This is a genomic window from Aeromonas sp. 3P (genome assembly GCF_051919745.1).
Classification (GTDB): Bacteria; Pseudomonadota; Gammaproteobacteria; order Enterobacterales; family Aeromonadaceae; genus Aeromonas; species Aeromonas veronii.
Map to the genome: position 1 here is coordinate 3,538,245 of NZ_JBQBED010000001.1, position 20,015 is coordinate 3,558,259.

Annotated in this window: 17 protein-coding genes; 8 read left to right on the plus strand and 9 right to left on the minus strand. The window is 60.6% G+C overall.

The window, feature by feature from the left end; genetic code table 11:
- Nucleotides 1-117 precede the first annotated feature (117 nt).
- Entirely contained in the window at nt 118-681 is a 564-nt protein-coding gene (locus tag ACTG19_RS16475) for a DUF2799 domain-containing protein (RefSeq protein ID WP_005362971.1), read from the plus strand.
- Nucleotides 682-732: 51 nt separating this feature from the next.
- Here ACTG19_RS16475 and ACTG19_RS16480 read toward each other — a convergent pair whose 3' ends face one another.
- A complete protein-coding gene (locus ACTG19_RS16480; RefSeq protein WP_439989272.1) occupies nt 733-1,551 on the minus strand; it encodes a Cof-type HAD-IIB family hydrolase in 819 nt (272 codons plus the stop codon).
- Nucleotides 1,552-1,661: 110 nt separating this feature from the next.
- Nucleotides 1,662-2,891 (minus strand): MFS transporter, encoded by a 1,230-nt coding sequence (locus tag ACTG19_RS16485; protein WP_439989273.1) that lies wholly within the window; start codon nt 2,889-2,891, stop codon nt 1,662-1,664.
- Between the two features lie 106 nt (nt 2,892-2,997).
- Between ACTG19_RS16485 and ACTG19_RS16490 the strand changes: the two genes are divergently transcribed.
- Together ACTG19_RS16490 and ACTG19_RS16495 are read left to right on the plus strand one after the other, a co-directional pair.
- Nucleotides 2,998-3,621: a helix-turn-helix transcriptional regulator gene (locus ACTG19_RS16490; RefSeq protein ID WP_107682760.1), complete on the plus strand. Its 624-nt coding sequence runs from the start codon at nt 2,998-3,000 to the stop codon at nt 3,619-3,621.
- Between the two features lie 311 nt (nt 3,622-3,932).
- Complete coding sequence (locus tag ACTG19_RS16495; RefSeq protein ID WP_005304871.1) at nt 3,933-4,409, plus strand: Lrp/AsnC family transcriptional regulator; 477 nt, start codon at nt 3,933-3,935, stop codon at nt 4,407-4,409.
- Nucleotides 4,410-4,540: 131 nt separating this feature from the next.
- Here ACTG19_RS16495 and ACTG19_RS16500 read toward each other — a convergent pair whose 3' ends face one another.
- Nucleotides 4,541-4,870, minus strand: coding sequence for a hypothetical protein (locus tag ACTG19_RS16500; protein WP_439989274.1), 330 nt, complete (start codon nt 4,868-4,870; stop codon nt 4,541-4,543).
- A gap of 145 nt (nt 4,871-5,015) precedes the next feature.
- Nucleotides 5,016-5,243 carry a hypothetical protein gene (locus ACTG19_RS16505; protein WP_005335715.1) on the minus strand — a complete coding sequence of 76 codons (228 nt, stop codon included), beginning with the start codon at nt 5,241-5,243 and terminating at the stop codon, nt 5,016-5,018.
- Between the two features lie 204 nt (nt 5,244-5,447).
- Here ACTG19_RS16505 and ACTG19_RS16510 point away from each other — a divergent pair, with 204 nt between their 5' ends.
- Together ACTG19_RS16510 and chrA are read left to right on the plus strand one after the other, a co-directional pair.
- A complete protein-coding gene (locus ACTG19_RS16510) occupies nt 5,448-5,894 on the plus strand; it encodes a nucleotide triphosphate diphosphatase NUDT15 (RefSeq protein ID WP_439989275.1) in 447 nt (148 codons plus the stop codon).
- A gap of 82 nt (nt 5,895-5,976) precedes the next feature.
- Entirely contained in the window at nt 5,977-7,128 is a 1,152-nt protein-coding gene (gene chrA / locus ACTG19_RS16515) for a chromate efflux transporter (protein ID WP_439989276.1), read from the plus strand.
- Nucleotides 7,129-7,202: 74 nt separating this feature from the next.
- On the opposite strand, the gene msrB is transcribed toward chrA, so the two are convergent.
- The 4 genes from msrB to malQ form a co-directional block, all read right to left on the minus strand.
- Nucleotides 7,203-7,589, minus strand: a complete 387-nt coding sequence (gene msrB / locus ACTG19_RS16520) for a peptide-methionine (R)-S-oxide reductase MsrB (RefSeq protein ID WP_439989277.1) — start codon at nt 7,587-7,589, stop codon at nt 7,203-7,205.
- 68 nt (nt 7,590-7,657) lie between these two features.
- A complete protein-coding gene (gene glgX / locus ACTG19_RS16525; protein ID WP_439989278.1) occupies nt 7,658-9,814 on the minus strand; it encodes a glycogen debranching protein GlgX in 2,157 nt (718 codons plus the stop codon).
- Nucleotides 9,814-11,991 carry a 1,4-alpha-glucan branching protein GlgB gene (gene glgB, locus ACTG19_RS16530; protein ID WP_439989279.1) on the minus strand — a complete coding sequence of 726 codons (2,178 nt, stop codon included), beginning with the start codon at nt 11,989-11,991 and terminating at the stop codon, nt 9,814-9,816. Before glgB ends, glgX begins: the two co-directional genes overlap by 1 nt.
- Before the next feature lie 82 nt (nt 11,992-12,073).
- Complete coding sequence (malQ, locus tag ACTG19_RS16535; RefSeq protein WP_439989280.1) at nt 12,074-14,263, minus strand: 4-alpha-glucanotransferase; 2,190 nt, start codon at nt 14,261-14,263, stop codon at nt 12,074-12,076.
- Between the two features lie 347 nt (nt 14,264-14,610).
- Here malQ and gap point away from each other — a divergent pair, with 347 nt between their 5' ends.
- Both gap and ACTG19_RS16545 read left to right on the plus strand, forming a co-directional pair.
- Nucleotides 14,611-15,606 carry a type I glyceraldehyde-3-phosphate dehydrogenase gene (gene gap / locus ACTG19_RS16540; protein WP_005335708.1) on the plus strand — a complete coding sequence of 332 codons (996 nt, stop codon included), beginning with the start codon at nt 14,611-14,613 and terminating at the stop codon, nt 15,604-15,606.
- Nucleotides 15,607-15,692: 86 nt separating this feature from the next.
- Nucleotides 15,693-16,559, plus strand: coding sequence for a D-hexose-6-phosphate mutarotase (locus ACTG19_RS16545; RefSeq protein WP_043821739.1), 867 nt, complete (start codon nt 15,693-15,695; stop codon nt 16,557-16,559).
- Between the two features lie 70 nt (nt 16,560-16,629).
- On the opposite strand, the gene nadA is transcribed toward ACTG19_RS16545, so the two are convergent.
- The gene (nadA, locus tag ACTG19_RS16550) at nt 16,630-17,703 is read right to left on the minus strand and encodes a quinolinate synthase NadA (RefSeq protein WP_279486537.1); all 1,074 of its coding nucleotides are present in this window, start codon (nt 17,701-17,703) and stop codon (nt 16,630-16,632) included.
- 140 nt (nt 17,704-17,843) lie between these two features.
- Here nadA and ACTG19_RS16555 point away from each other — a divergent pair, with 140 nt between their 5' ends.
- Nucleotides 17,844-19,949 (plus strand): methyl-accepting chemotaxis protein, encoded by a 2,106-nt coding sequence (locus tag ACTG19_RS16555; RefSeq protein WP_439989281.1) that lies wholly within the window; start codon nt 17,844-17,846, stop codon nt 19,947-19,949.
- Nucleotides 19,950-20,015 lie beyond the last annotated feature (66 nt).

The window sequence follows — 20,015 nt, forward strand, 5'->3', positions numbered from 1 at the left end:
GTTGAATAGTGACAAAAACATCAAATAAACCGCGCCAGACCGCACGGGAGCGCATCCCTTGTTATGGCCTTTTATCCTCTCTAGAATGCCGGTCACTATCTTTTCCGGAGTCTGTTCATGTCCCCCAAAATCCTGTTGCTGACCCTGCCGGTATTGCTGGCGGGATGCAGTGCCCTGTCAGAAGATGAGTGCCGCACCATGAGCTGGTACAACCTGGGTTATCAGGATGGATCGGAAGGCAAAACCCGTCAGGCGACCCGCGATTACGTTTCGTCTTGCAGTGAATATGGCCTCAAAGTGGATGAAGCCGAGTGGAAACGGGGCTACGACAAGGGGCTGGAGCTCTACTGCATTCCCGAGCTGGCTTACAGCAAGGGCAAGGAGGGGCAGGCCTATCTGGGGGTATGCCCCAATGATGCCAGCTTCCTCAAGCAGTATCAGCGTGGCTACGAAGAGTACAAACTGGCTGCCCGCCTGCGGGAGATCAGCGACGAGCTGGAGCGTACCGAGCGGGATATCGATACGCTGGAGCGCAGCATCCGCAACGAAACCAACACGGAACAGCGCGACTACTACCGCGCCAAGCGCGATCGGGCCATTCGCCACTACGAATCCCTGCGCCGGGAGTACAACCGTCTGCGCTATCCGGATCGGGTGATCCAGTTCTCCTTCGGCGGTTAATCCCTCTCTTCATGGCCAGCCCGCGTGCTGGCCATGTTGCACCTTGTCAGATCAGGGTAGTACCCAGCGCTGCAGTGCCAGTGCGATACCATCTTCGTTGTGGTCGGCCGTGACCTGGTGTGCATGGCTCTGGATCTGCGGGGCCGCATTGCCCATGGCCACCGCCAGCCCCACCTGCTCGAACATGCTGATGTCGTTGTTGTTGTCCCCAAACGCCACCACCTGCTCCATCGCAATCCCTTCGCTGGCTGCCCACCGGGCAAGCCGGTTGCCCTTGCTGCAACCGGGCTGTACCAGCTCCACCGCATAGGGGGCCGCCCAGTCGCGGGTAAAGGGCATCTGCTCGACCACCTCGCCCATAAAGGTGTGCAGGCGTGCCGGATTCTGATTGAACAGCTCCAGTTTCCAGACCGGGTTGTCGAGCCAGCCTGCCAGCTCCTCGACCGGGTGGAGGGCGATCTTGAGGTGGTCCGGCTGATTGGCCGACCAGTGGCGGATGCGGGTGACATGATCTTCACAGCCGATGTAGCCAATGCCCTCGCTCAGGTGGAACAGGGCCCCCATTTGCTGCGCCTCGACCGCGGCCAGCAGCTCGGTAAGCGGGGCGGTCGCCAGCGGGTCGCCGCTGAGGATCCGGTTCTGCACCGGATCATAGAGATAGGCGCCATTGCTGCAGATGAGGGGGGTATCGAGGGCCAGCTCGTGGTGGAAGGGGCGTGCCGTCATGTAGTGGCGCCCCGTGACCAGCAGCACCTTGATGCCGTGGGCGCGGGCCTGCGCCAGGGTTGCCCGGGTGGCCGACGAGATCTTGTGATCCCGGGTCAGCAGGGTGCCATCCATATCGAGCGCGATGGCCTTGTATTCACTCATAGCTCCTCCAGCATCGAACAAATCCGCAAAGAGCTTTACCGTCCCAGACCCGGCGCTCCGATGCAAGTCTTGCCCGTGGCCGAAGCGCCGAACTGTGATCCCTTCGTGGCTCAGGTGCAGCTGGCCAGCTGTTGACGACGGTCGGCACGGCGGCGCAGCAGATAGAAACCGGCGGCACTGGCAAGGGAGCAGAGGGTGGCGAGATAGAAGGGCCACTCGGTACCGGCCAGCAGCACCAGACTGCCGAGCAGCACCGCCAGTATCTCGCTGCCTACGGCGAGGGCGCGGTAGAGCCCCATCGCCTGCCCCTGTTGCTCCGGGTGACTGCGGTTGGAGATCGCCACCGAAGTGGCCAGCTCTCCCAGACTCATTCCGATGCCAGCGGGAACGAAGGTAAGCGCCAGTCCCCACCAGTGCACGGGCAGGATAAAGAGCAGCATGCCGCTCGCCATCACCAGATGGCCGACAATGCCGAGGGAGCTGCCGCGCCAGTGGCGGGCGATGCGAGAGCCGAGCCAGGAGCCCGCCATCATGGGCAAACTCACCAGCACCGCCGCCTGCGCCAGCTGGGCCGGATCCCAGGCCAGCCGCTCCACCAGCCAGATATTGAAGTAGGTGAAATAGAGCTGCACGGCGCCATAGCTGATCAGGGTAAGCGCGAAGTAGGGGAGCAGGGCCGGTTGCAGCAACAGCTGGCGGCTGGAGAGGGTCGGGGCCTGCCGGGCGGCCGCCACCGGTGGACGATAGGGGATCAGCCAGTAGACCAGCAGCAGGTTGAGCAGGGTCATCATGACGGCCAGCCAGGCGGCCAGACTGTAATCCCCCGAGATCACCGCGGCGTAGCCCCCGATCACCGGCCCCACGACCCAGCCCAGATTCATGCCGATGTTGATCCAGGCGAAGCTGCGGGCCTTGTGCTCCTTGCCGGCGAGATCCGCTGCCATTGCCTGCACGATGGCGATGTTGCCGTTGCACAGCCCCTCCACAATCCGGCTGAGTAGCAACAGGGGGAGGGAGCGCCAGGCGATACCGAGTGCCATCAGGGCATAGCCTGCCAGAACCCCCGCCAGCGAGAGCAACAGCAGTGGCTTGCGGCCATAGCGGTCGGAGAGGCGACCGAGCCAGGGACTGCCCACCAGCTGGAACAGGGGATAGAGCCCCATGATGACCCCCAGCCACACCTTGCGGCTCCAGTCGGAGGCATCCGGCGTCAGCATGCCGTGGGCCGGATCCAGCAGCAAGGGTGCCAACACCGGGGAGGGGAGACTGAAACCTGCAACTGCCAGCGTGACCGTCATGACCAGCACCCAGAGGGGATTTTTGTGCCCGTGTTTCTCCATGTTGCACCCATTAAATAAAGTTATTTGTTTATTTATGCTGATTCATAGACGGGATTAAGTAAAGTGAATTGTTGATTTAATAAAGGGCGCTCCCCATAATGAGATCATGAACGCAAGCACCGACAAGATCCTGTTTCTGCTCAAGAGCCATGGCCCGCAGAGCGCCGCCGCGCTGGGGGAGCAGTTGCAGATGACCTCCATGGGCGCCCGCCAGCACCTGCTCGCACTGGAGCAGGAGGGGTGGGTCACATTCAGCGACGAGGCGCGTGGGCGCGGTCGTCCCGTGCGGCTGTGGCAGCTCACCGAGCAGGCCTGGCAGCGCTTCCCCGATAGCCATAGCGATCTGACCGTGCAGTTGATCGACAACGTGCGCGAGCTGTTTGGCGAGGAGGGGATGGAACGGCTGATCCAGCAGCGGGAGCAGCAGATGCTTGCTCGCTATCAGGAGGCGCTGGGGTCCCATGGTCTCTCTGGCCGGCTGGCGGTGCTCAGGGAGCTGCGTACTCGCGAGGGCTATATGGCGGAGATCCGCCGCGAAGAGGATGGCAGCTGGCTGCTGTGGGAGAGCCACTGTCCCATCTGTGCGGCGGCGCGTACTTGCCGCGGTTTTTGTCGCAGCGAGCTGGCGCTGTTTCGCCAGCTGCTGGCGCCAGCGACGGTGGAGCGGGAGCAATATCTGCTGGAGGGGGCACACCGCTGCCTCTATCGCATCACGCCGCCCGTGCTCTGATTTCGTCAAACGCCCAAAAACAACAAAGCAGGCGCCGGGATGCCTGCTTTGTTGCCTTCGGGGAGGGGGTTCTCTCGTTCCAGCCCGTCGTTTCCCGATAAGGTAAGACGGCTGATGGGGCTCTTGACCCGGTAAGGTCCTTCACCGCAGAGACCCGGTCAGGTATCTGCTTTGCCACCGGAAGATGTAACCATAGTATCCCTCCCGTGCCGGTGAGTGGTTGCAAAGTAACCACTTATTTCGGTTGTTTTTGCAATAGTTCACCCTTAATCTAGGAAAAGTGGATTAGTCATTGCAACGAGGAAGGGTAAATGCTGAAACTTGATCGCATAGACAGACATATTCTCGAGCTGATGCAGGAGAATGGCCGCATCAGCAATCTGGAACTGGCCGAGCTGGTCGGGCTCTCGCCGTCCCCCTGCTCCCGCCGGGTCAAGGCGCTGGAGGATGCCGGCCTCATCGACACCCACGTTACTCTGCTCAACGCCCGCCAGCTTGGCCTCACCCTCACCGCCTACATTCACATTTCCATGGACAGACACACGCCCGAGCGGTTCGAAAACTTCGATCGCGCCATCAGCGAACTGCCCGAAGTGCTCGAGTGTGATCTCATCACCGGCAATGATGCCGACTACCAACTCAAGGTGGTGGTGCGCGACATGGAGCACTATCAGCACTTCCTGCTGGACAAGCTGACCCATATTCCGGGGGTGACCGGAGTGCGCTCCAGCTTCGTGCTGCGTCGCATCAAGCACAAGACGGCACTACCGCTCAACCATCTGGGGTGAGCCCGCGCAAGCCGCTTATAGAAACAGAAAGAGGAGGCCAGTGGCCTCCTCTTTTGCTATTCGCTCTTGGTTATTCGGTAGTGGTTATCGGGTCTGGATTAGCTGTCGCGGTGACGGGGCGACTGCCGCTGTCAGACGCTGACCTGGCTGATGTCTTCCACCTGCAGCAGCCAGCCGCTCTGCTCCTGCTGCGGTTCGCCGCTGACTCGCAGCCGCTCGCCGGTCGGCACCCACTGCCCCTCGGGCAGGGAGACCAGCAGGCTCTCGCTGCCGTTGTCGAACAGCCAGCGATCTTCGCCAAGCGATTCAATCAGATAACCTTCCATCTCCACTCTGGACTCGGCTTGCCAGGATGGCGCAACGGAATCACGGCTCTCGATGAAATCCCCCTGAACACCAAAACTGGCTAGCCCCCACAGAATGGAGAGCCCGACGATGAGCCCGACGATGGATGTTTGCATCTTGTCTCTCCTCTTTTGGAACTGTAGGGCCAGTATGGGAACAGAAAACTGAGCGCACCATGAACAAGGTGGCAAAGTGCTGGCGAGATCGCGAAAAAATCCGGCCAACTGGCCGGCAGTGTCATTTTATGGTCCCTGGATCACACTATTTGGCGGCTTCTTCTGCCATCCGTTCAGCTCTTGGCTTATTCGTCCACATGGCTACCCCGCGATGATCCCCACAGATCCCCTCTGCCACCACGGCGCGAACCCGGGTGCCATCTTTGCAAATGGCCTGCCAGGCGTCGGCATCATCGATGGCGAGCGAGTTGGGGGGCGGCGTGGTTTGGCAAGCTGTGAGCAGCAGAGCGCACAGGGGGAGCAATTTTTTCATGGCGGACTCCTCGGGGTGATGGGGGACTGAGAGGATTGGGATGACCTCTCCATCAGAGCTTCACTCCCCAGCATCAGTGATAACCGGTTAAGGGGCAAGGGGAGACCACTGACGGTCGCAGGTGTCGTGCAGCCGGGGCTTGCCCTGTGCCCTCCTTGGGCCTAAGGTGGGGCCGTTTTACTGCCTGATTGAAGGAGCGTTTTCATGTCCACTCTCTATCCCCGCGTCGGGGTTGGCGTCATCCTGACCAACGCCCATGGCCAGGTGCTGTTTGGCAAGCGCAAAGGGAGTCATGCTCCCTACTGGTCGATCCCGGGTGGTCATCTGGAGTTGGGGGAGAGCTTCGAGTCGGCGGCGATCCGCGAGGTGGCCGAGGAGACGGGACTTAAGATCCATGGGCCCGAGGTGGTGGCGGTGACCAACAATCTGGAGACCTGGCGCGAGAGCGGGCTGCACTATATCTCGGTGACGCTGCATGCCAAGGCCGATGGCGAGCCGAAGCTGCTGGAGCCGGAGAAGTGCGAAGGTTGGGTCTGGTGCGATCCGCGCGCGTTGCCCGAGCCCCATTTCGACGCCAGCCGCCAATCCATCGCCTGCTGGCTGGCGGGACGCTGCTATCTGCCGAGTGATGTGCCAATAGTGTCAGCCTAATCAGTCTGATTGTCATAAAACGATCATCGCGCTGTCATAATATCCCCTCTCCATCGGGAGAAGAGAGATGAGGGAGAAGAGCGTGGGACAGGTATTTATTCAGTTTTTATGGCTGGGCTGCATCAGCTTTGGTGGTCCGGCCGCTCATATCGGCTATTTCCAGCGCACCTTCGTCCAGCGGCTCGGTTGGCTGACACAGGCCGAATTTGCCCGCCTGCTGGCGCTGTGCCAACTGCTGCCGGGGCCCGCCTCCAGCCAGCTTGGTTTCGCCATCGGTCGTCATCGCGCCGGTCTGGGCGGGGCGCTCTCTGCTTTTGTTGGCTTCACGCTGCCCTCATTTCTTCTGCTACTGGCGGCTGCGATCGGCATCGGCCAGCTGGGCAGCAATCTGTGGCTTGATGCGGCGCTGCACGGCCTCAAGCTGCTGGCGCTCATCGTGGTGGCCGATGCGGTGCTCACCATGAGTCGTCAGTTCTGTGCCACGGGAATGACCCAAGGGATCATGGTGGTGACCGCTGCTGCACTCTGGTGGCAGCCCGGTCTGCTGACTCAACTGTTGATGCTGGCGGGAGCGGCGCTGATCTGCGCCCGCAGCCAGCGCGGGGCGGGTAGTCGCCCAGCCTCCGCCGAGCTGCCTTCTGCCGCCAGCAGTCAGCCTCATTGGCCGACCCTTCTGCTGTTTGGCATCCTTTTTATCGGTCTGCCGCTGCTCGGTAGTCCGCTTGGTCAGCTGGTTGCCGACTTCTATCGCGCAGGTTGTCTGGTGTTTGGCGGTGGCCATGTGGTGCTGCCGCTACTGCAAGAGAGCGTGGGACACACTCTCAACGAGCAGCAGTTTCTGACCGGTTACAGCTTGGCCCAGTTGGTGCCGGGCCCCATGTTTACCCTTGCCACCTATCTTGGCGCCCAGTTGCAGCCCGAGATGCCGATGATCGGGGCCCTGTTGGCGACCCTGGCGCTCTTTGCACCCGGCTTTCTGCTGCTCTGGGCGGTGGGCCCCTGCTGGCAACAGTGGCTGGCCCGGCCCCGTCTGGCGGGGGCCGTCACCGGAATCAACGCCGCCGTGGTGGGCTTGTTGCTGGCGGCCCTCTATCAGCCGGTGTGGCAGAGCGCGGTGCTGGCGCCGACCGATCTGGCGCTGGCTGCCATCGGCTTTTATCTGCTGCGTGTGGTGAAGTTGCCGGTGCCGGCCATCGCGGCCCTGCTGGTGATGGCCGCCATCCTGCTGGCGTGAATGCGGTGAAATCCCGATAAAAAAACGGCGCCTCCATAACGGAGGCGCCGTTTTTATTGCAATGGGTAAACCGTTCAGACTTCGGGTTCGAAATCCAGACTCAGGCTGTTGACGCAGTAGCGCTGGCCGGTCTCGGTCGGTCCATCGGGGAAGACGTGACCGAGGTGAGAGCCGCACTGGCGGCAGGTGATCTCAACCCGCTTCATGCCGTGGCTGTTGTCTTCGGTGTACTCCACCGTCCCCTCGATGGCCTTGTCGAACGAGGGCCAGCCGCAGCCGGAATCAAACTTGGCACCTGAGTGAAACAGTACGCTCTTGCAGCAGACACAGAGGTAGTCGCCGCTCTTGCGATTGTGGAGCAGGGCACCGCTGTAGGGTCGCTCGGTGCCCTTCTCCCAGCAGACGTGAAACTGCTCGGCGCTTAGCTTGCTGCGCCACTGTTCCGGGTTGTTACTGCTCATACCGACTCCTTGCCATCAATCACGGGGCCCAGCATAGCGGCTACCCAAAGCTGACTCCAGTATGCCTGTTATGGTTTGCCCGCATTTGTGATCGAGGTGGCAGCCATGTCCGCACCGGACGCAGGGAGAAGCGCCTGCTGTGGTGGTTGGGCATCCTCCGCCGTGCTGGCCAGCGCCACCCGCTCCAGCAGCTTGAGGGAATGGGCGCGACCGACCGCCACCTGCCGTTTGATGTCATCGGGCAGGAACGGCAAGCCGTCGTTGGTGGCGGTGTCGATGGTCTGGATCCACTCCAGCCCTTCCCCCGGCGGCGGCAGGCGGAACTGGATGTCGTAGTCGCTGGCATTGAACAGCACGTACCAGCGCTCGCCGACACAGTTGATCATGCCGATATCCATGGCAAATGCCTGCCCCATGGGGGCGTGCCAGTCCTGATCGGTGAGCTGGTGGCCATCCGGGTGATACCAGTTGACCTGATGGCAGTTGGGCGTCGCACCGTTCCAGCTGTCATCGCTCAGTTGCAGGTTGGAGAAGACGCACGACTCCGCCCGCAGCGCCATCATCTGCTGGGTGAAGGCGAACAGCCGCTCGTCCTCCGGCCGCCACTGCCAGTTGACCCAGCTGATCTGGTTGTCCTGACAGTAGGCGTTGTTGTTGCCGAGCTGGCTGCGACCCATCTCGTCGCCGGCGAGGAAGTGGGGCGTGCCTTGGGAGAGCAGCAGGGTGGCAATCAGATTGCGCTTCTGCTGCTGGCGCAGGCTGTTGACCCGCGGATCCAGAGTCGGCCCCTCTACCCCGTGGTTATAGGAGAGGTTGTTGCCGTGGCCATCCCGATTGTCTTCACCGTTGGCCTGGTTGTGGCGCTGGTTGTAGGAGACCAGATCCTCCAGGGTGAAACCGTCGTGATAGCAGAGGTAGTTGACGCTGGTGTGGGGGGAGCGCCAGTTTTTCGGGAAGATATCCCGCGACCCCACCAGACGGGTGGCAAAGTCCCCCATCTTGCCTGCATCGCCACGCCAGAAGGCGCGCACAGTATCGCGATAGCGGTCGTTGATCTCCTGCCACTGGCTCGGGAACTGACCCAGCCGGTAGCCAAAGGGGCCGATATCCCAGGGTTCGGCGATCAGCTTGACCTGTGACAGCACAGGATCGGCCATCACCGCCTTGAAGAAGGCACCCATGGGCTCGAACTCGCCCGCTTCCCGCGCCAGTGTCACCGCCAGATCGAAACGGAAGCCGTCCACCTGCATCTCGGTGACCCAGTAGCGCAGGGCATCGAGCACCAGCCGCAGGGTGTTGGGGTGATCCAGATTGACGCTGTTGCCACAGCCGGTCACGTTGGCGTGACGGGTGTAGTCCGGGCCGTGGGGGCCCGCTTCGAACGCGTAGTAACCGGCGTTGTCAAAGCCCTTGAACGAGAGGGTGGGGCCGTCGAAGCCCGAGGCGGCAGTGTGGTTGTAGACCACATCCAGGATCACCTCGAGCCCGGCCCGGTGCAGCTCGCGCACCATGGTCTTGAACTCGGTCACCGCCTCGTCCGGCTTGGTGCTGTAGCGCGGCTCCGGGGCGAAGAAGGCGATGGGGTTGTAGCCCCAGTAGTTGGTTAGTCCCAGCTGCTCCAGTCGCGGTTCCGACATGAAGGCGGCCACCGGCATCAGCTGCACCGAGGTGATACCGAGGCTCTTCATGTGCTCGATAACCAGCGGGTGACAGATGCCAAGGTAGGTGCCCTGCAGTGTTTTGGGGATCCCCGGATGCTGCTTGGTAAAGCCCTTGACGTGGGTCTCGTAGATAATGGTGCGGGCCGGACTGATCCCGGGTTTGCCAACCCCTTGCCAGTCAAAACTGTCATCCACTACCACCGACTTGGCAATCATCCCGGCACTGTCACCCTGATAGAGGGCTTCATCCCAGTAGGTGGGACGACTGAGCGCCTTGGCGTAGGGGTCAATCAGCAGTTTTTGCGGATCGAACAGCATCCCCTCCTGCGGGGTGCCATAGACCCGATAGCCGTAGCGCTGACCGGCCTTTACACCGCGCACGTAGCCAAAGCGATACTGGCCACGGCGGCCGGGCAACTCCAGCCGCATCAGCTCCTGCTCCTGCTCGTCGTACAGGCAGATCTCCACCTTGTCCGACTGGGGGGCCCAGACGCAGAAGTGGCAACCGTTCTCGTCAAGGCGGGCCCCCAGCGGGTGGCCCACCCCTTTTTCCATTACAAGCATCAAGACTCCTGTTTGATAAACAAGGTCGCCAGCGGCGGCAGATCCAGCACTATGCTGTGTGCCATCCCCTGCCAGGGGGTCGGCTCGGCAGCGAACACCAGACCTACATCATAGTTACTGCCCCAGTAATACTCGCTGTCGGTGTTGAGCACCACCCGATAGTGGCCCGCAGCTGGGACGCCGATCCGATATTCGAGACGGGGCACCGGGGTGAAGTTGCAAGCCACCACAATAGCCTGCTTGCCCTCTTTGTCCGCCCGCAGCCAGGCAAAGATGCTGTTGTCGGCATCGTTGTGATCCAGCCAGCGGAAGCCGGTCTGCTCATAATCGGCCTGATACAAGGCAGGCTCATGACGGTAGAGGTGGTTGAGATCGTGGATCAGCCGCTGCTGACCGGCATGCTTGGGATATTGCAGCAGATGCCACGGCAGCTGGGCGTCGTGGTTCCACTCGTTGCTCTGGGCGATTTCGGTGCCCATGAAGTTGAGCTTCTTGCCCGGGTGGGCGTACATGAAGCCCATGTAGGCCCGCAGGTTGGCGGCTTGCTGCCACTCGTCGCCCGGCATCTTGTAGAGCATGGAGTGCTTGCCGTGCACCACCTCGTCGTGGGAGAGCGACAGGATGAAGTTCTCGTCATAGTGGTAAACCATGGAGAAGGTCATGTCGTTGTGGTGGTAGCGACGGTGGATCGGCTCTTTCTGCATATAGGTGAGGGTGTCGTGCATCCAGCCCATATTCCACTTGAAGCCAAAGCCGAGGCCGCCGAGGAAGGTGGGGCGGGAGACACCGGCAAAGGCGGTGGACTCTTCGGCTATGGTCATGGCGTGGGGATACTTGCCGTAGACCTCCTCGTTGGTCCACTTCAAGAGGCTGATCGCCTCGTAGTTGTGGTTGCCGCCATCGACGTTCGGTACCCACTCACCGGCGTTGCGGGAGTAGTCCAGATAGAGCATGGAGGCGACCGCATCCACCCGCAGTCCGTCGATGTGGAACTTGTCGAGCCAGAACAGGGCGCTCGCCACCAGGAACTGGCGCACTGTGTCGCGGCCAAAGTCGTAGATGTAGGAGTTCCAGTCCGGGTGCCAGCCACGGCGCGGATCTTCATATTCGTAGAGCGGGGTGCCGTCGAAACGGGCCAGTCCGTGGGCATCGGACGGGAAGTGGGCGGGCACCCAGTCCAGAATGATGCCGATGCCAGCCTGGTGGCACTGGTCGACGAAGTATTTGAAATCATCAGCGGTGCCGTAGCGGCTGGTAGGGGAGAACATTCCCACCGGCTGGTAGCCCCAGGAGCCGCTGAAAGGGTGCTCGGAGACCGGCAGCAGCTCGATGTGGGTGTACTCCATCTCCTTGACGTAGGCGACCAGCTCCACCGCCAGCTCGCGCCAGCTCAGGCTGTCGCCATTGGGGTGGCGTTTCCAAGAGCCGACATGCAGCTCATAGATGGAGAGCGGCTGCTCACGCTTGTCGTTGTGCTGGCTGGCAATCCACTCGGCATCCTGCCACTGGTACTGGGCGTGGTCATAGACCACGGAGGCGAACGACGGATACTGCTCGCAATAGAAGCCGACCGGATCGCTCTTGTGGGGCAGCCGGTTGCCCATGGGGTCCTTGAGCTCGAACTTGTAGCGATCCCCGGCCTTGAGGCCCGGCACAAACAGCACCCAGTGACCGCAGAGGCTGCGCTGCATCGGGTGGCGGCGGCCATCCCAGAAGTTGAAATCGCCGATGAGGCTCACGGCGGTGGCGCTCGGTGCATAGACCGCAAAACGCACCCCTTCTACCTGCAGGCCAAGATGCTCCACGGTGCGTAACTGGGCGCCAAGGGTGTGGTAGAGGTTTTCCGGTTGGGCGGTCAGTTCGGCCAGGCCTGCCCAGGCGGCATCCTGAAACTGATAGGGGTCGATGACCTCGGTGGTGGCATCTTGGTAGCTGGCGAGCAGCTGATAGGGGAAGGAGTTTTTGCGGCGGGTGAAAACAGTTTCAAAAAGACCCGATTCATCGGTGGGCGCCAGGGTGGCAACGACTTTGCCCGACTTGAGATCCTTGACGCGAACTTCGAGGGCATCAGGCAACCAGGCGGTCAGTTTGAGGCCGGGCCCATCCGGATTGGCCTGCAGGCCTAAGTGAGAGAAGGGATCGGAACAGCGGGCAGCAACCAAACGTTCAACGAGCATCGAGATTTCCTTTCATGACAGAGCATCCACTCCGGCCGAAGCCGGAGTGGATTTAGGTGAGAGCGCTGTGGGAGACAGCGTCTCAACGACTGGCCTCATCACGGGCTTGGCTCATCTTGCCAGCCAGTGCCTTGAGTGCCTCATTGGCAAAAATATCTTCCAGATCAGCGGAGAGCTTGCGGCGCCAGTTAGGGTATTCGTAACTGGTGCCCGGTACGTTGACCGGCTTGTCCATCTCCAGCCAATCTTCCAGCTGGGTACTGAACAGGGCGCAGCTGCCGCGGGACATGTGGATCTGCAGACCGTGGTTGAGTTCGGTGTTCATGCCGACCCAGTTCACGTCATGACTGATGTTGTCAGAGATGACCTTGTGGGCATGCAAGCTGTCGAGGATCCGCTGTTTGGCCTGGTGACGATCAGCATACAGAGTCTTCAACACATCTTCATCCGGATACAGACCCAGTTGACGGCCGAGCGCCAGATCGTCGCAATGCCAGAAGCCCTTGAGGGTCGGCATGTCGTGGGTGGTCAGGGCCGACATCGCCTGCTCGGTGTAGTGCGCCGGGGAGATAAAGCCGCCATCTTCCTTGGAGCGCTCGAAGAAGAACACCTTGTAGGAGTGAACGCCGTTCTCTTTCAGGGTCACGTCGATCCCCTCCGGCACGGTGCCCAGATCCTCGCCGATCAGCAGGCACTGGTTGCGGTGGGATTCGAGGGCCAGAATGCCCAGCAGATCGTTGACCGGATAGTAGATGTAGGCGCCCTTGGCTGCGGACGCTCCGGGCGGTACCCACCACAGGCGCAGCAAGGCCATCACGTGGTCGATGCGCAGTGCGCCGCATGAGCGCATGTTGGCACGGAACAAGTCCACCATCGGCTGGTAGGCCGCTTCAAACAGCTTGTTCGGGTTCATCGGGGGCAGGCCCCAGTTCTGACCGAGCGGGCCAAGGATATCGGGCGGCGCACCGACCGAGGCTTTCGGGCAGTAGAGATCCTGGTTGGCCCAGATCTCGGTGGAGCCTTCGGAGACGCCCACAGCCAGATCCCGGTAGATACCCATCACCATGCCGGCAGCCTTGGCGCGGGCATCGGCTTGCGCCAGCTGCTCGTCGGCCAGGAACTGCAGATAGAGGTAGAAGTTGACATCTTGCGGGTGCTCGGACATCCAGGCGGCAACGGCAGGGTTGTGGTAATCGCGCAGCTCCTGCGGCCATACCGGCCAGCCCCAGGCATTTTCGCCTTTGGCATAGAAGTGGGCCTGCAGGGCATCAAATGCTGCCTGCTGTTGCAGGCTGTCGCCACCGGCGGCCACGAAGGCATCAAAGGCGGCCTGACGCTCGGCGCCAAGGCTGGCTTCGTCGAACACCTGACGCAGCATGCCGAGTTTGGTCTGGATCACGCCGGTGTAATCGACGTTCTCTTTGGCGCGCAGATCGGCCAGATGTTGCTGGAAGGCAGGACTTGCCACTTCTGCTTTCAGGCGAGCGCTTTGCTGGAATTCGGGCACCGCTTCCACATTGATATAAGCCACGTTGAGCCAGCGACGGGAAGAGGGGCTGTAGGGACTGGCGCTCTCCGGATTAGCCGGATAGAGGGCGTGGATAGGGTTGAGGCCGACGAAGTGGGCACCCCAGGCGGCGGCTTTCTCGACCAGCTGGCCCAGATCGCTGAAATCACCGATACCCCAGTTGTGGCGGCTGCGCAGGCAGTAGAGCTGCACGCTCGGACCCCATACCTTGCGGCCATCGGCAATCGGCGCCTGCTTGTAGCAGGCCTTGGGGGCGACAATGAGGCGCATGGTGGCCAGCGGCTCGTCATTGCCCTCTTCCAGCAGCACCAACTGGTGATAACCCAGCTCCGGGGCCATATCCAGAGTGGCGCGATAGGCCTGGCACTCCATCTCTTCAAACTCGGCCACGCCGACCAGCTCACCCTCGATGGGGGTGAATTGACCGGACAGCACTGCACCCTGCTCCTGCTGGAGCTGCCAGGTGAGGGCGTCGTTGACGAATTCGATGGGGAGGCGAACCTCAAGGGTAACGGCGTCGCCGGTGCGAACCACCATCACAGGATCCAGCGCCCGCAGCCAGTGCTGGCGATGCTCCTCTTCCAGCTGCTGCACCAGTGCGGCCTCGTCATCGACGCGGTAGCCCATGGCGCCCAGCATGGCGGCCTTGCTCTCTTCTGATACCTGGGCCGGGTGGCCCCAGGCATCGACATACTCGCTGGCGATACCTTTTGCGGCAGCCAGCTGTTCAATCAGGGTGGTCATAGTTTGAGAATTCCCGCTGTGGATTCTATCTATACTATTTTGTTTGATTTTTATGGGGTGGTACTTGAACAGTGGCTCTTTGGCCATGCTAAACCGCACACATTTTTACATATCTCTGTGAATGGTTGTGTGACCGAGTAGGCACTATTGTTGATATCTGCGCGATGCCACGATCTGGCACTTTTTTCGTCAAAACGTGGTAATCAGTTACATAAACAGAAAATTAATTTCACAGTTTTTCATGATATAGCGCAATTTCAGACAGAATGTTGGTTGACTCACCGGAGAGTTCTAGTAAATTTACAAGCGGAATTTTCTTTGACTACTGAACAGTTAGGTAACTAAATATGACTATCAAAGTAGGTATTAACGGTTTTGGCCGTATCGGTCGTTTCGTATTCCGTCTGGCTTGCGAGCGTGCAGACATCGAAGTTGTTGGTATCAACGACCTGATCGATGTTGACTACATGGCTTACATGCTGAAGTACGATTCAACTCACGGTCGTTTCAACGGTACCGTTGAAGTTAAAGACGGCAACCTGGTTGTAAACGGCAAAACCGTACGTGTTACCGCTGAGCGTGACCCGGCCAACCTGAAGTGGGGCGAAATCGGTGTTGACGTTGTTGCTGAAGCTACCGGTCTGTTCCTGACCGACGAGACTGCTCGCAAGCACATCGCTGCTGGTGCCAAGAAAGTTGTTCTGACTGGCCCGTCCAAAGACGCTACCCCGATGTTCGTAATGGGTGTTAACGACTCTACCTACGCTGGCCAGGACATCGTTTCCAACGCTTCCTGCACCACCAACTGCCTGGCACCGATCGCCAAGGTTCTGAACGATACCTTCGGTATCGAGTCTGGCCTGATGACCACCGTTCACGCTACCACTGCTACCCAGAAGACCGTTGATGGTCCGTCTGCCAAAGACTGGCGCGGTGGCCGCGGTGCGGCTCAGAACATCATCCCGTCCTCTACCGGTGCTGCCAAAGCTGTTGGCGTAGTTATCCCGGAACTGAAAGGCCTGCTGACCGGTATGGCTTTCCGTGTTCCGACTCCGGACGTGTCTGTTGTTGACCTGACCGTTAACCTGAAGAAAGCTGCCACCTACGCAGAAATCTGCGAAGCGATGAAAGCTGCTTCCGAAGGCGCTATGAAAGGCGTTCTGGGCTACACCGAAGACGAAGTTGTATCTACCGACTTCCTGGGTGAGCGTCAGACCTCCGTATTCGACGCCAAGGCTGGTATCCAGCTGAACGACAAATTCGTTAAAGTTGTATCCTGGTACGACAACGAAATGGGCTACTCCAGCAAAGTTCTGGACCTGATCGCTCACATCTCCAAGTAATTTGGGATGCGCAATCGCGTAGCTTGAAAAAGGCGGCCATTGGCCGCCTTTTTGTTTTTCGGTTTCCCCTGATGACAGGAGTCCACATGCAATCCATTCGTCCCCTGACAGCCAATTGCAAGCTTGCCAACAATGCGGCCGGTCTGCCGGTTCTCACCATCAACAACGACTATGCCAAGGCCGAGATCAGCCTGTTTGGCGCCCATGTGCTGAGCTATCAGCGTCATGGCGAGCCGGCCTCCATCTGGCTGAGTGACAAGGCGGTGCTGGATGGCAGCAAGCCTGTTCGCGGTGGTATCCCGATCTGCTGGCCCTGGTTTGGCCCAGCGCCCGCCCGCGTCGGTAGCGGCAAGCCCTCCCACGGTTTTGCCCGTACCACCCTCTGGATGCTGGACGGGGTCTCCGATCACGCTGACGGCACGCTTGTTCATCTCTCCCTGCGCGATAGCGATGCAACCCGCGCCCTGTGGGATCACTCCTTCGAGCTGGAACTGGACGTGCTGGTGGGCAAAGAGCTCTCGCTGGTGCTGACCACCCGCAACACCGGTAGCCAGCCGTTGGTCTATAGCGGTGCGCTGCATACCTATCTGACCATCAGTGCGCCGGAGGCGGTGAGCGTGACCGGTCTGGGCGAGCCCTATGCCGACAAGCTGACCGGACAGGATGCCAAGCAGCAGGGTGCATTGACCTTGAGCGGGCCGCTGGATCGGGTCTACTGGCAGCCAGAGGCGCTGGTGAGCGTGCAGGATGGTGAGCGCGAGACCCGGGTTGTCAGTGGCAACCACGACAGCGTGGTGGTCTGGACCCCCTGGCTGGAAGGGGCTACCGCCATGGCCGACATGAGCGACGATGGCTATCGCACCATGCTCTGCGTTGAAGCGGCCATCGCCGGTGATACGGGAGTGACCGTTGCGCCGGATGAAGAGCACAGTCTCTCCACCGTGATCATCTGAGCAGGATGAGGTTCAGATAAATAAAGAGGGCTCCCGCGGGAGCCCTCTTTGCATCTCATGACGGCGGCAATCAGGCGTTGCCCTGGGTCTTGAGCTTGAGTTCGGCGGCGAAATTGAGCATGCGATCGAGGGGGATCAAGGCTTTGACCCGCAGATCTTCATCGACATGGATCTCGTGGCGCTCGGCACCGTCGGTGAGGGCCTCCTTGATCGCCACCAGACCGTTCATCGCCATCCAGGGGCAGTGGGCGCAGCTGCGGCAGGTAGCGCCATCGCCACCGGTCGGTGCTTCCACCATCTCTTTCTCCGGACAAGCCTGCTGCATCTTGTAGAAGATGCCCCGATCGGTCGCCACGATCAGCTTCTGCTGTGGCAGCTCCTTGGCTGCCTTGATCAGCTGACTGGTGGATCCCACCGCATCGGCTAGCTCGATCACCGAGGCGGGGGATTCCGGATGAACCAGCACGGCGGCGTCCGGATTCTGCTCTTTCAGCTCGCGCAGGGCGCGGGCCTTGAACTCGTCGTGGACGATGCAGTGGCCTTGCCAGCGCAGCATTTGCGCCCCGGTCTTCTTCTCGATATAGGCACCCAGATGACGATCCGGGCCCCAGATGATCTTGTGACCCTGGCTGTCGAGGTGCTCGACGATCTCGAGCGCGATGCTGGAGGTCACTACCCAGTCCGCCCGTGCTTTGACGGCGGCCGAGGTATTGGCGTAGACCACCACGGTATGGTCGGGATTGGCATCGCAGAAGGCGGAGAACTGCTCGATGGGGCAGCCCAGATCGAGGGAGCATTCGGCCTCCAGAGTCGGCATCAGCACCCGCTTGTGGGGGCTCAGGATCTTGGAGGTTTCCCCCATGAAACGTACCCCGGCGACGATCAGGGTTTGCGCCTCGTGATCGCGGCCAAAGCGGGCCATCTCCAGCGAGTCACCGACGAAACCACCGGTGGCTTCGGCCAGCGCCTGGATCTCGGGATCCGTGTAGTAGTGGGCAACCAGTACCGCTTTGCGCTCCTTGAGCAGCGCCTTGATTTCTGTGGTCAAGGTCGTTCTCTGCTCGGCACTCAGGGGAAGAGGTTTGGCCGGAAAGGGGTAGTCCATCGCGACTACCGGCGGGACACTGCTCAGTGCATTGCTCATTGCGACTGTTCCATCAACGCTCGGGAAGGCAAAAATTATAACCAGAAGCCTGCCACAAACCCATCAACAAATCGGGTGAAGCGCAAGTGGGCGAATATACTCAACTTATTCGTTGTTATTCTGCCATAAGGAGTTGTCGCATGAAGCAACGTTCCCTCAAGTTCAAGCTGTTGTGCCTTACCATGGGGCTGTTTCTGCTGACCGGGCTGGCCATGACCCTGTTGCAATCGGCCTCTTTCAGCTCTCTTCGCAACATGGTGATGACCCAGACCAGCGATGCATTGGAAGAGGAGGTCTCCCGCAGCCTGCAGTATCAGGCGGAGCGCTATGCCATTCAGATTGCCTCGCTGATGCAGAACTCCTATCAGATCCCCCTGACCGTGACCGCCCAGATTGAAGCCGGGATGGCCAAACCGGAACTGCGCTTGTCGCGGCCCCAAGTGGAGTCTCTGCTCGGTAGCAGCCTGCAGCAGGCGAGCGGGATCAGCTCCATTTATGCCCAGTTTGAACCGGATGGCTATGATGGCGAGGACGGCAACTGGCTGGGCGGAGCCAGCCACTCGGTGGCAGGCAAGGGGAGTCTGGAGGTCTATTTCACCAAGGATCAGGGAGGCGCCGTCGCCCAGCAAGCGGTGGACGCCGCCGCCAGCGAGGCCAAGTTTGATACCTCCCTCAACGAGTTCGGCATTCGCAACAGCGAGTGGTATCTCTGTGGTCGCGATACCCGCCAGCCCTGCCTGATGGAGCCCTACCTCTACGAAATCAGCCCGGGCAACAAGATGCTGATGACCAGTCTGACGGTGCCCGTGCTACGTGACGGCAAGTTTGTCGGGCTGGCCGGGGTGGATATGAACCTGCCCATCTTCCAGCAACTGGCTGAAAACCTTGGCAAGAGCCTCTATGACAACAAGGCGGATGTGACTCTGGTCAGCAAGATTGGGCTGATTGTGGGCAGCAACCGCTATGCCGACAAGCTGGGCCGTCCACTCAAGGAGGTGGGCCTGACCCTGCCTGACGGTCAGCCGGTCAGCAGCGACAGTGACTTTATTCTTCATCAGCCCATCCGGGTTGAGGCAGCCAATACCCAGTGGTGGTTGATGATCAAGGTGCCCAAGGCGCTGGCGCTGAGCAAGGCGCACGCCATCAGCAATGAACTGGGCGCCCTGCTGGTGGATGCCCAGCGGCAGCAGATCATCGCCATGGGCGGGATTACCCTGTTGGTGCTGGGCTTGCTGGTCTGGTTTATTCAGACCATCACAGCGCCGCTTTCCCTTATCAGCCGCCATGTGGGCCATCTCTCCAGCAACGAGGGAGACCTGACCCAGCAGATGGAGATCGACACCCATCAGGAGCTGATCGATCTGGGGTCCCAGCTCAATGCCTTCCTCGGCAAGCTGCGGGGCATGGTGCAAATGAGCAAGGGGATCGGTCAGCAGGTCTACCAGCAGGCGCGGGAGATGAAACATACCGCCGACACCATGCGCAACAGTCTGGATGAGCAGAATCTGGAGCTGGAGAGCGTGGTGAGCGCCATGCATCAGATGAGCACCACGGCAGTCAGCGTGGCAGGTTATGCCGAGCAGGCGGCGCAGGAGTCGGAAGCGGCGACCCACCACATCAATACCGCCCAGCAGACCCTCAGCAATGCTCGCAACGAGATCCATACTCTGGTCGGCGATATGCATGAGGCGGATAAAGCGGTGGCGCTGGTGGCCCAGCGCAGCACCAATATCAGCAGGATCCTCGATGTGATCCGCGCCATTGCCGAGCAGACCAATCTGCTGGCCCTCAACGCCGCCATCGAAGCGGCACGAGCGGGTGATATGGGCCGCGGCTTTGCAGTGGTGGCAGACGAGGTGCGGGCGCTGGCCAACAAGACTCGTGAATCGACCGACGAGATCGGCCAGCTGATTGGCAGCCTGCAGACCGAGGTGAGCAGCAGCCAACGTCTGATGAATACCGGCATCGAGCGCTCCACCACCACGGTGCAGGGCACCGAGCAGGCGTTCGAGGCACTCAATCGGGTGGTGACCCAGATCCAGCAGATCCACGACCACATCAGTCAGGTGGCCACCGCCGCCGAGCAGCAGAGCGCCGTCAGTGACGATATCAACAAGAATTTGATGCGGATTGGTGATACCGCCAACGTGATCGGGCAGGAGGCCAGCTCCAGCCATCAGCTGAGCGAAGCGCTGGAGCAAGCGGCCACTGCGCTCGCCAGTCAGCTCGATCGGCTGCGTACCTGAGTGGCAGCCAGAGAGACAAAAGCCCGCGAGCGATCGCGGGCTTTTTTATGACTCGACGGCAGAGTT

What these genes read in the sequence shown, in the direction of transcription:
- ACTG19_RS16475 (WP_005362971.1), top strand. Translation starts at nt 118, where the DNA reads ATGTCCCCCAAAATCCTGTTGCTGACCCTGCCGGTATTGCTGGCGGGA.
- ACTG19_RS16485 (WP_439989273.1), bottom strand. Translation starts at nt 2,891, where the DNA reads ATGGAGAAACACGGGCACAAAAATCCCCTCTGGGTGCTGGTCATGACG.
- malQ (WP_439989280.1), bottom strand. Translation starts at nt 14,263, where the DNA reads ATGACCACCCTGATTGAACAGCTGGCTGCCGCAAAAGGTATCGCCAGC.
- glgB (WP_439989279.1), bottom strand. Translation starts at nt 11,991, where the DNA reads ATGCTCGTTGAACGTTTGGTTGCTGCCCGCTGTTCCGATCCCTTCTCT.
- ACTG19_RS16495 (WP_005304871.1), top strand. Translation starts at nt 3,933, where the DNA reads ATGCTGAAACTTGATCGCATAGACAGACATATTCTCGAGCTGATGCAG.
- msrB (WP_439989277.1), bottom strand. Translation starts at nt 7,589, where the DNA reads ATGAGCAGTAACAACCCGGAACAGTGGCGCAGCAAGCTAAGCGCCGAG.
- nadA (WP_279486537.1), bottom strand. Translation starts at nt 17,703, where the DNA reads ATGAGCAATGCACTGAGCAGTGTCCCGCCGGTAGTCGCGATGGACTAC.
- ACTG19_RS16545 (WP_043821739.1), top strand. Translation starts at nt 15,693, where the DNA reads ATGCAATCCATTCGTCCCCTGACAGCCAATTGCAAGCTTGCCAACAAT.
- ACTG19_RS16510 (WP_439989275.1), top strand. Translation starts at nt 5,448, where the DNA reads ATGTCCACTCTCTATCCCCGCGTCGGGGTTGGCGTCATCCTGACCAAC.
- ACTG19_RS16490 (WP_107682760.1), top strand. Translation starts at nt 2,998, where the DNA reads ATGAACGCAAGCACCGACAAGATCCTGTTTCTGCTCAAGAGCCATGGC.
- ACTG19_RS16500 (WP_439989274.1), bottom strand. Translation starts at nt 4,870, where the DNA reads ATGCAAACATCCATCGTCGGGCTCATCGTCGGGCTCTCCATTCTGTGG.
- ACTG19_RS16505 (WP_005335715.1), bottom strand. Translation starts at nt 5,243, where the DNA reads ATGAAAAAATTGCTCCCCCTGTGCGCTCTGCTGCTCACAGCTTGCCAA.
- ACTG19_RS16480 (WP_439989272.1), bottom strand. Translation starts at nt 1,551, where the DNA reads ATGAGTGAATACAAGGCCATCGCGCTCGATATGGATGGCACCCTGCTG.
- ACTG19_RS16555 (WP_439989281.1), top strand. Translation starts at nt 17,844, where the DNA reads ATGAAGCAACGTTCCCTCAAGTTCAAGCTGTTGTGCCTTACCATGGGG.
- glgX (WP_439989278.1), bottom strand. Translation starts at nt 9,814, where the DNA reads ATGCTTGTAATGGAAAAAGGGGTGGGCCACCCGCTGGGGGCCCGCCTT.
- gap (WP_005335708.1), top strand. Translation starts at nt 14,611, where the DNA reads ATGACTATCAAAGTAGGTATTAACGGTTTTGGCCGTATCGGTCGTTTC.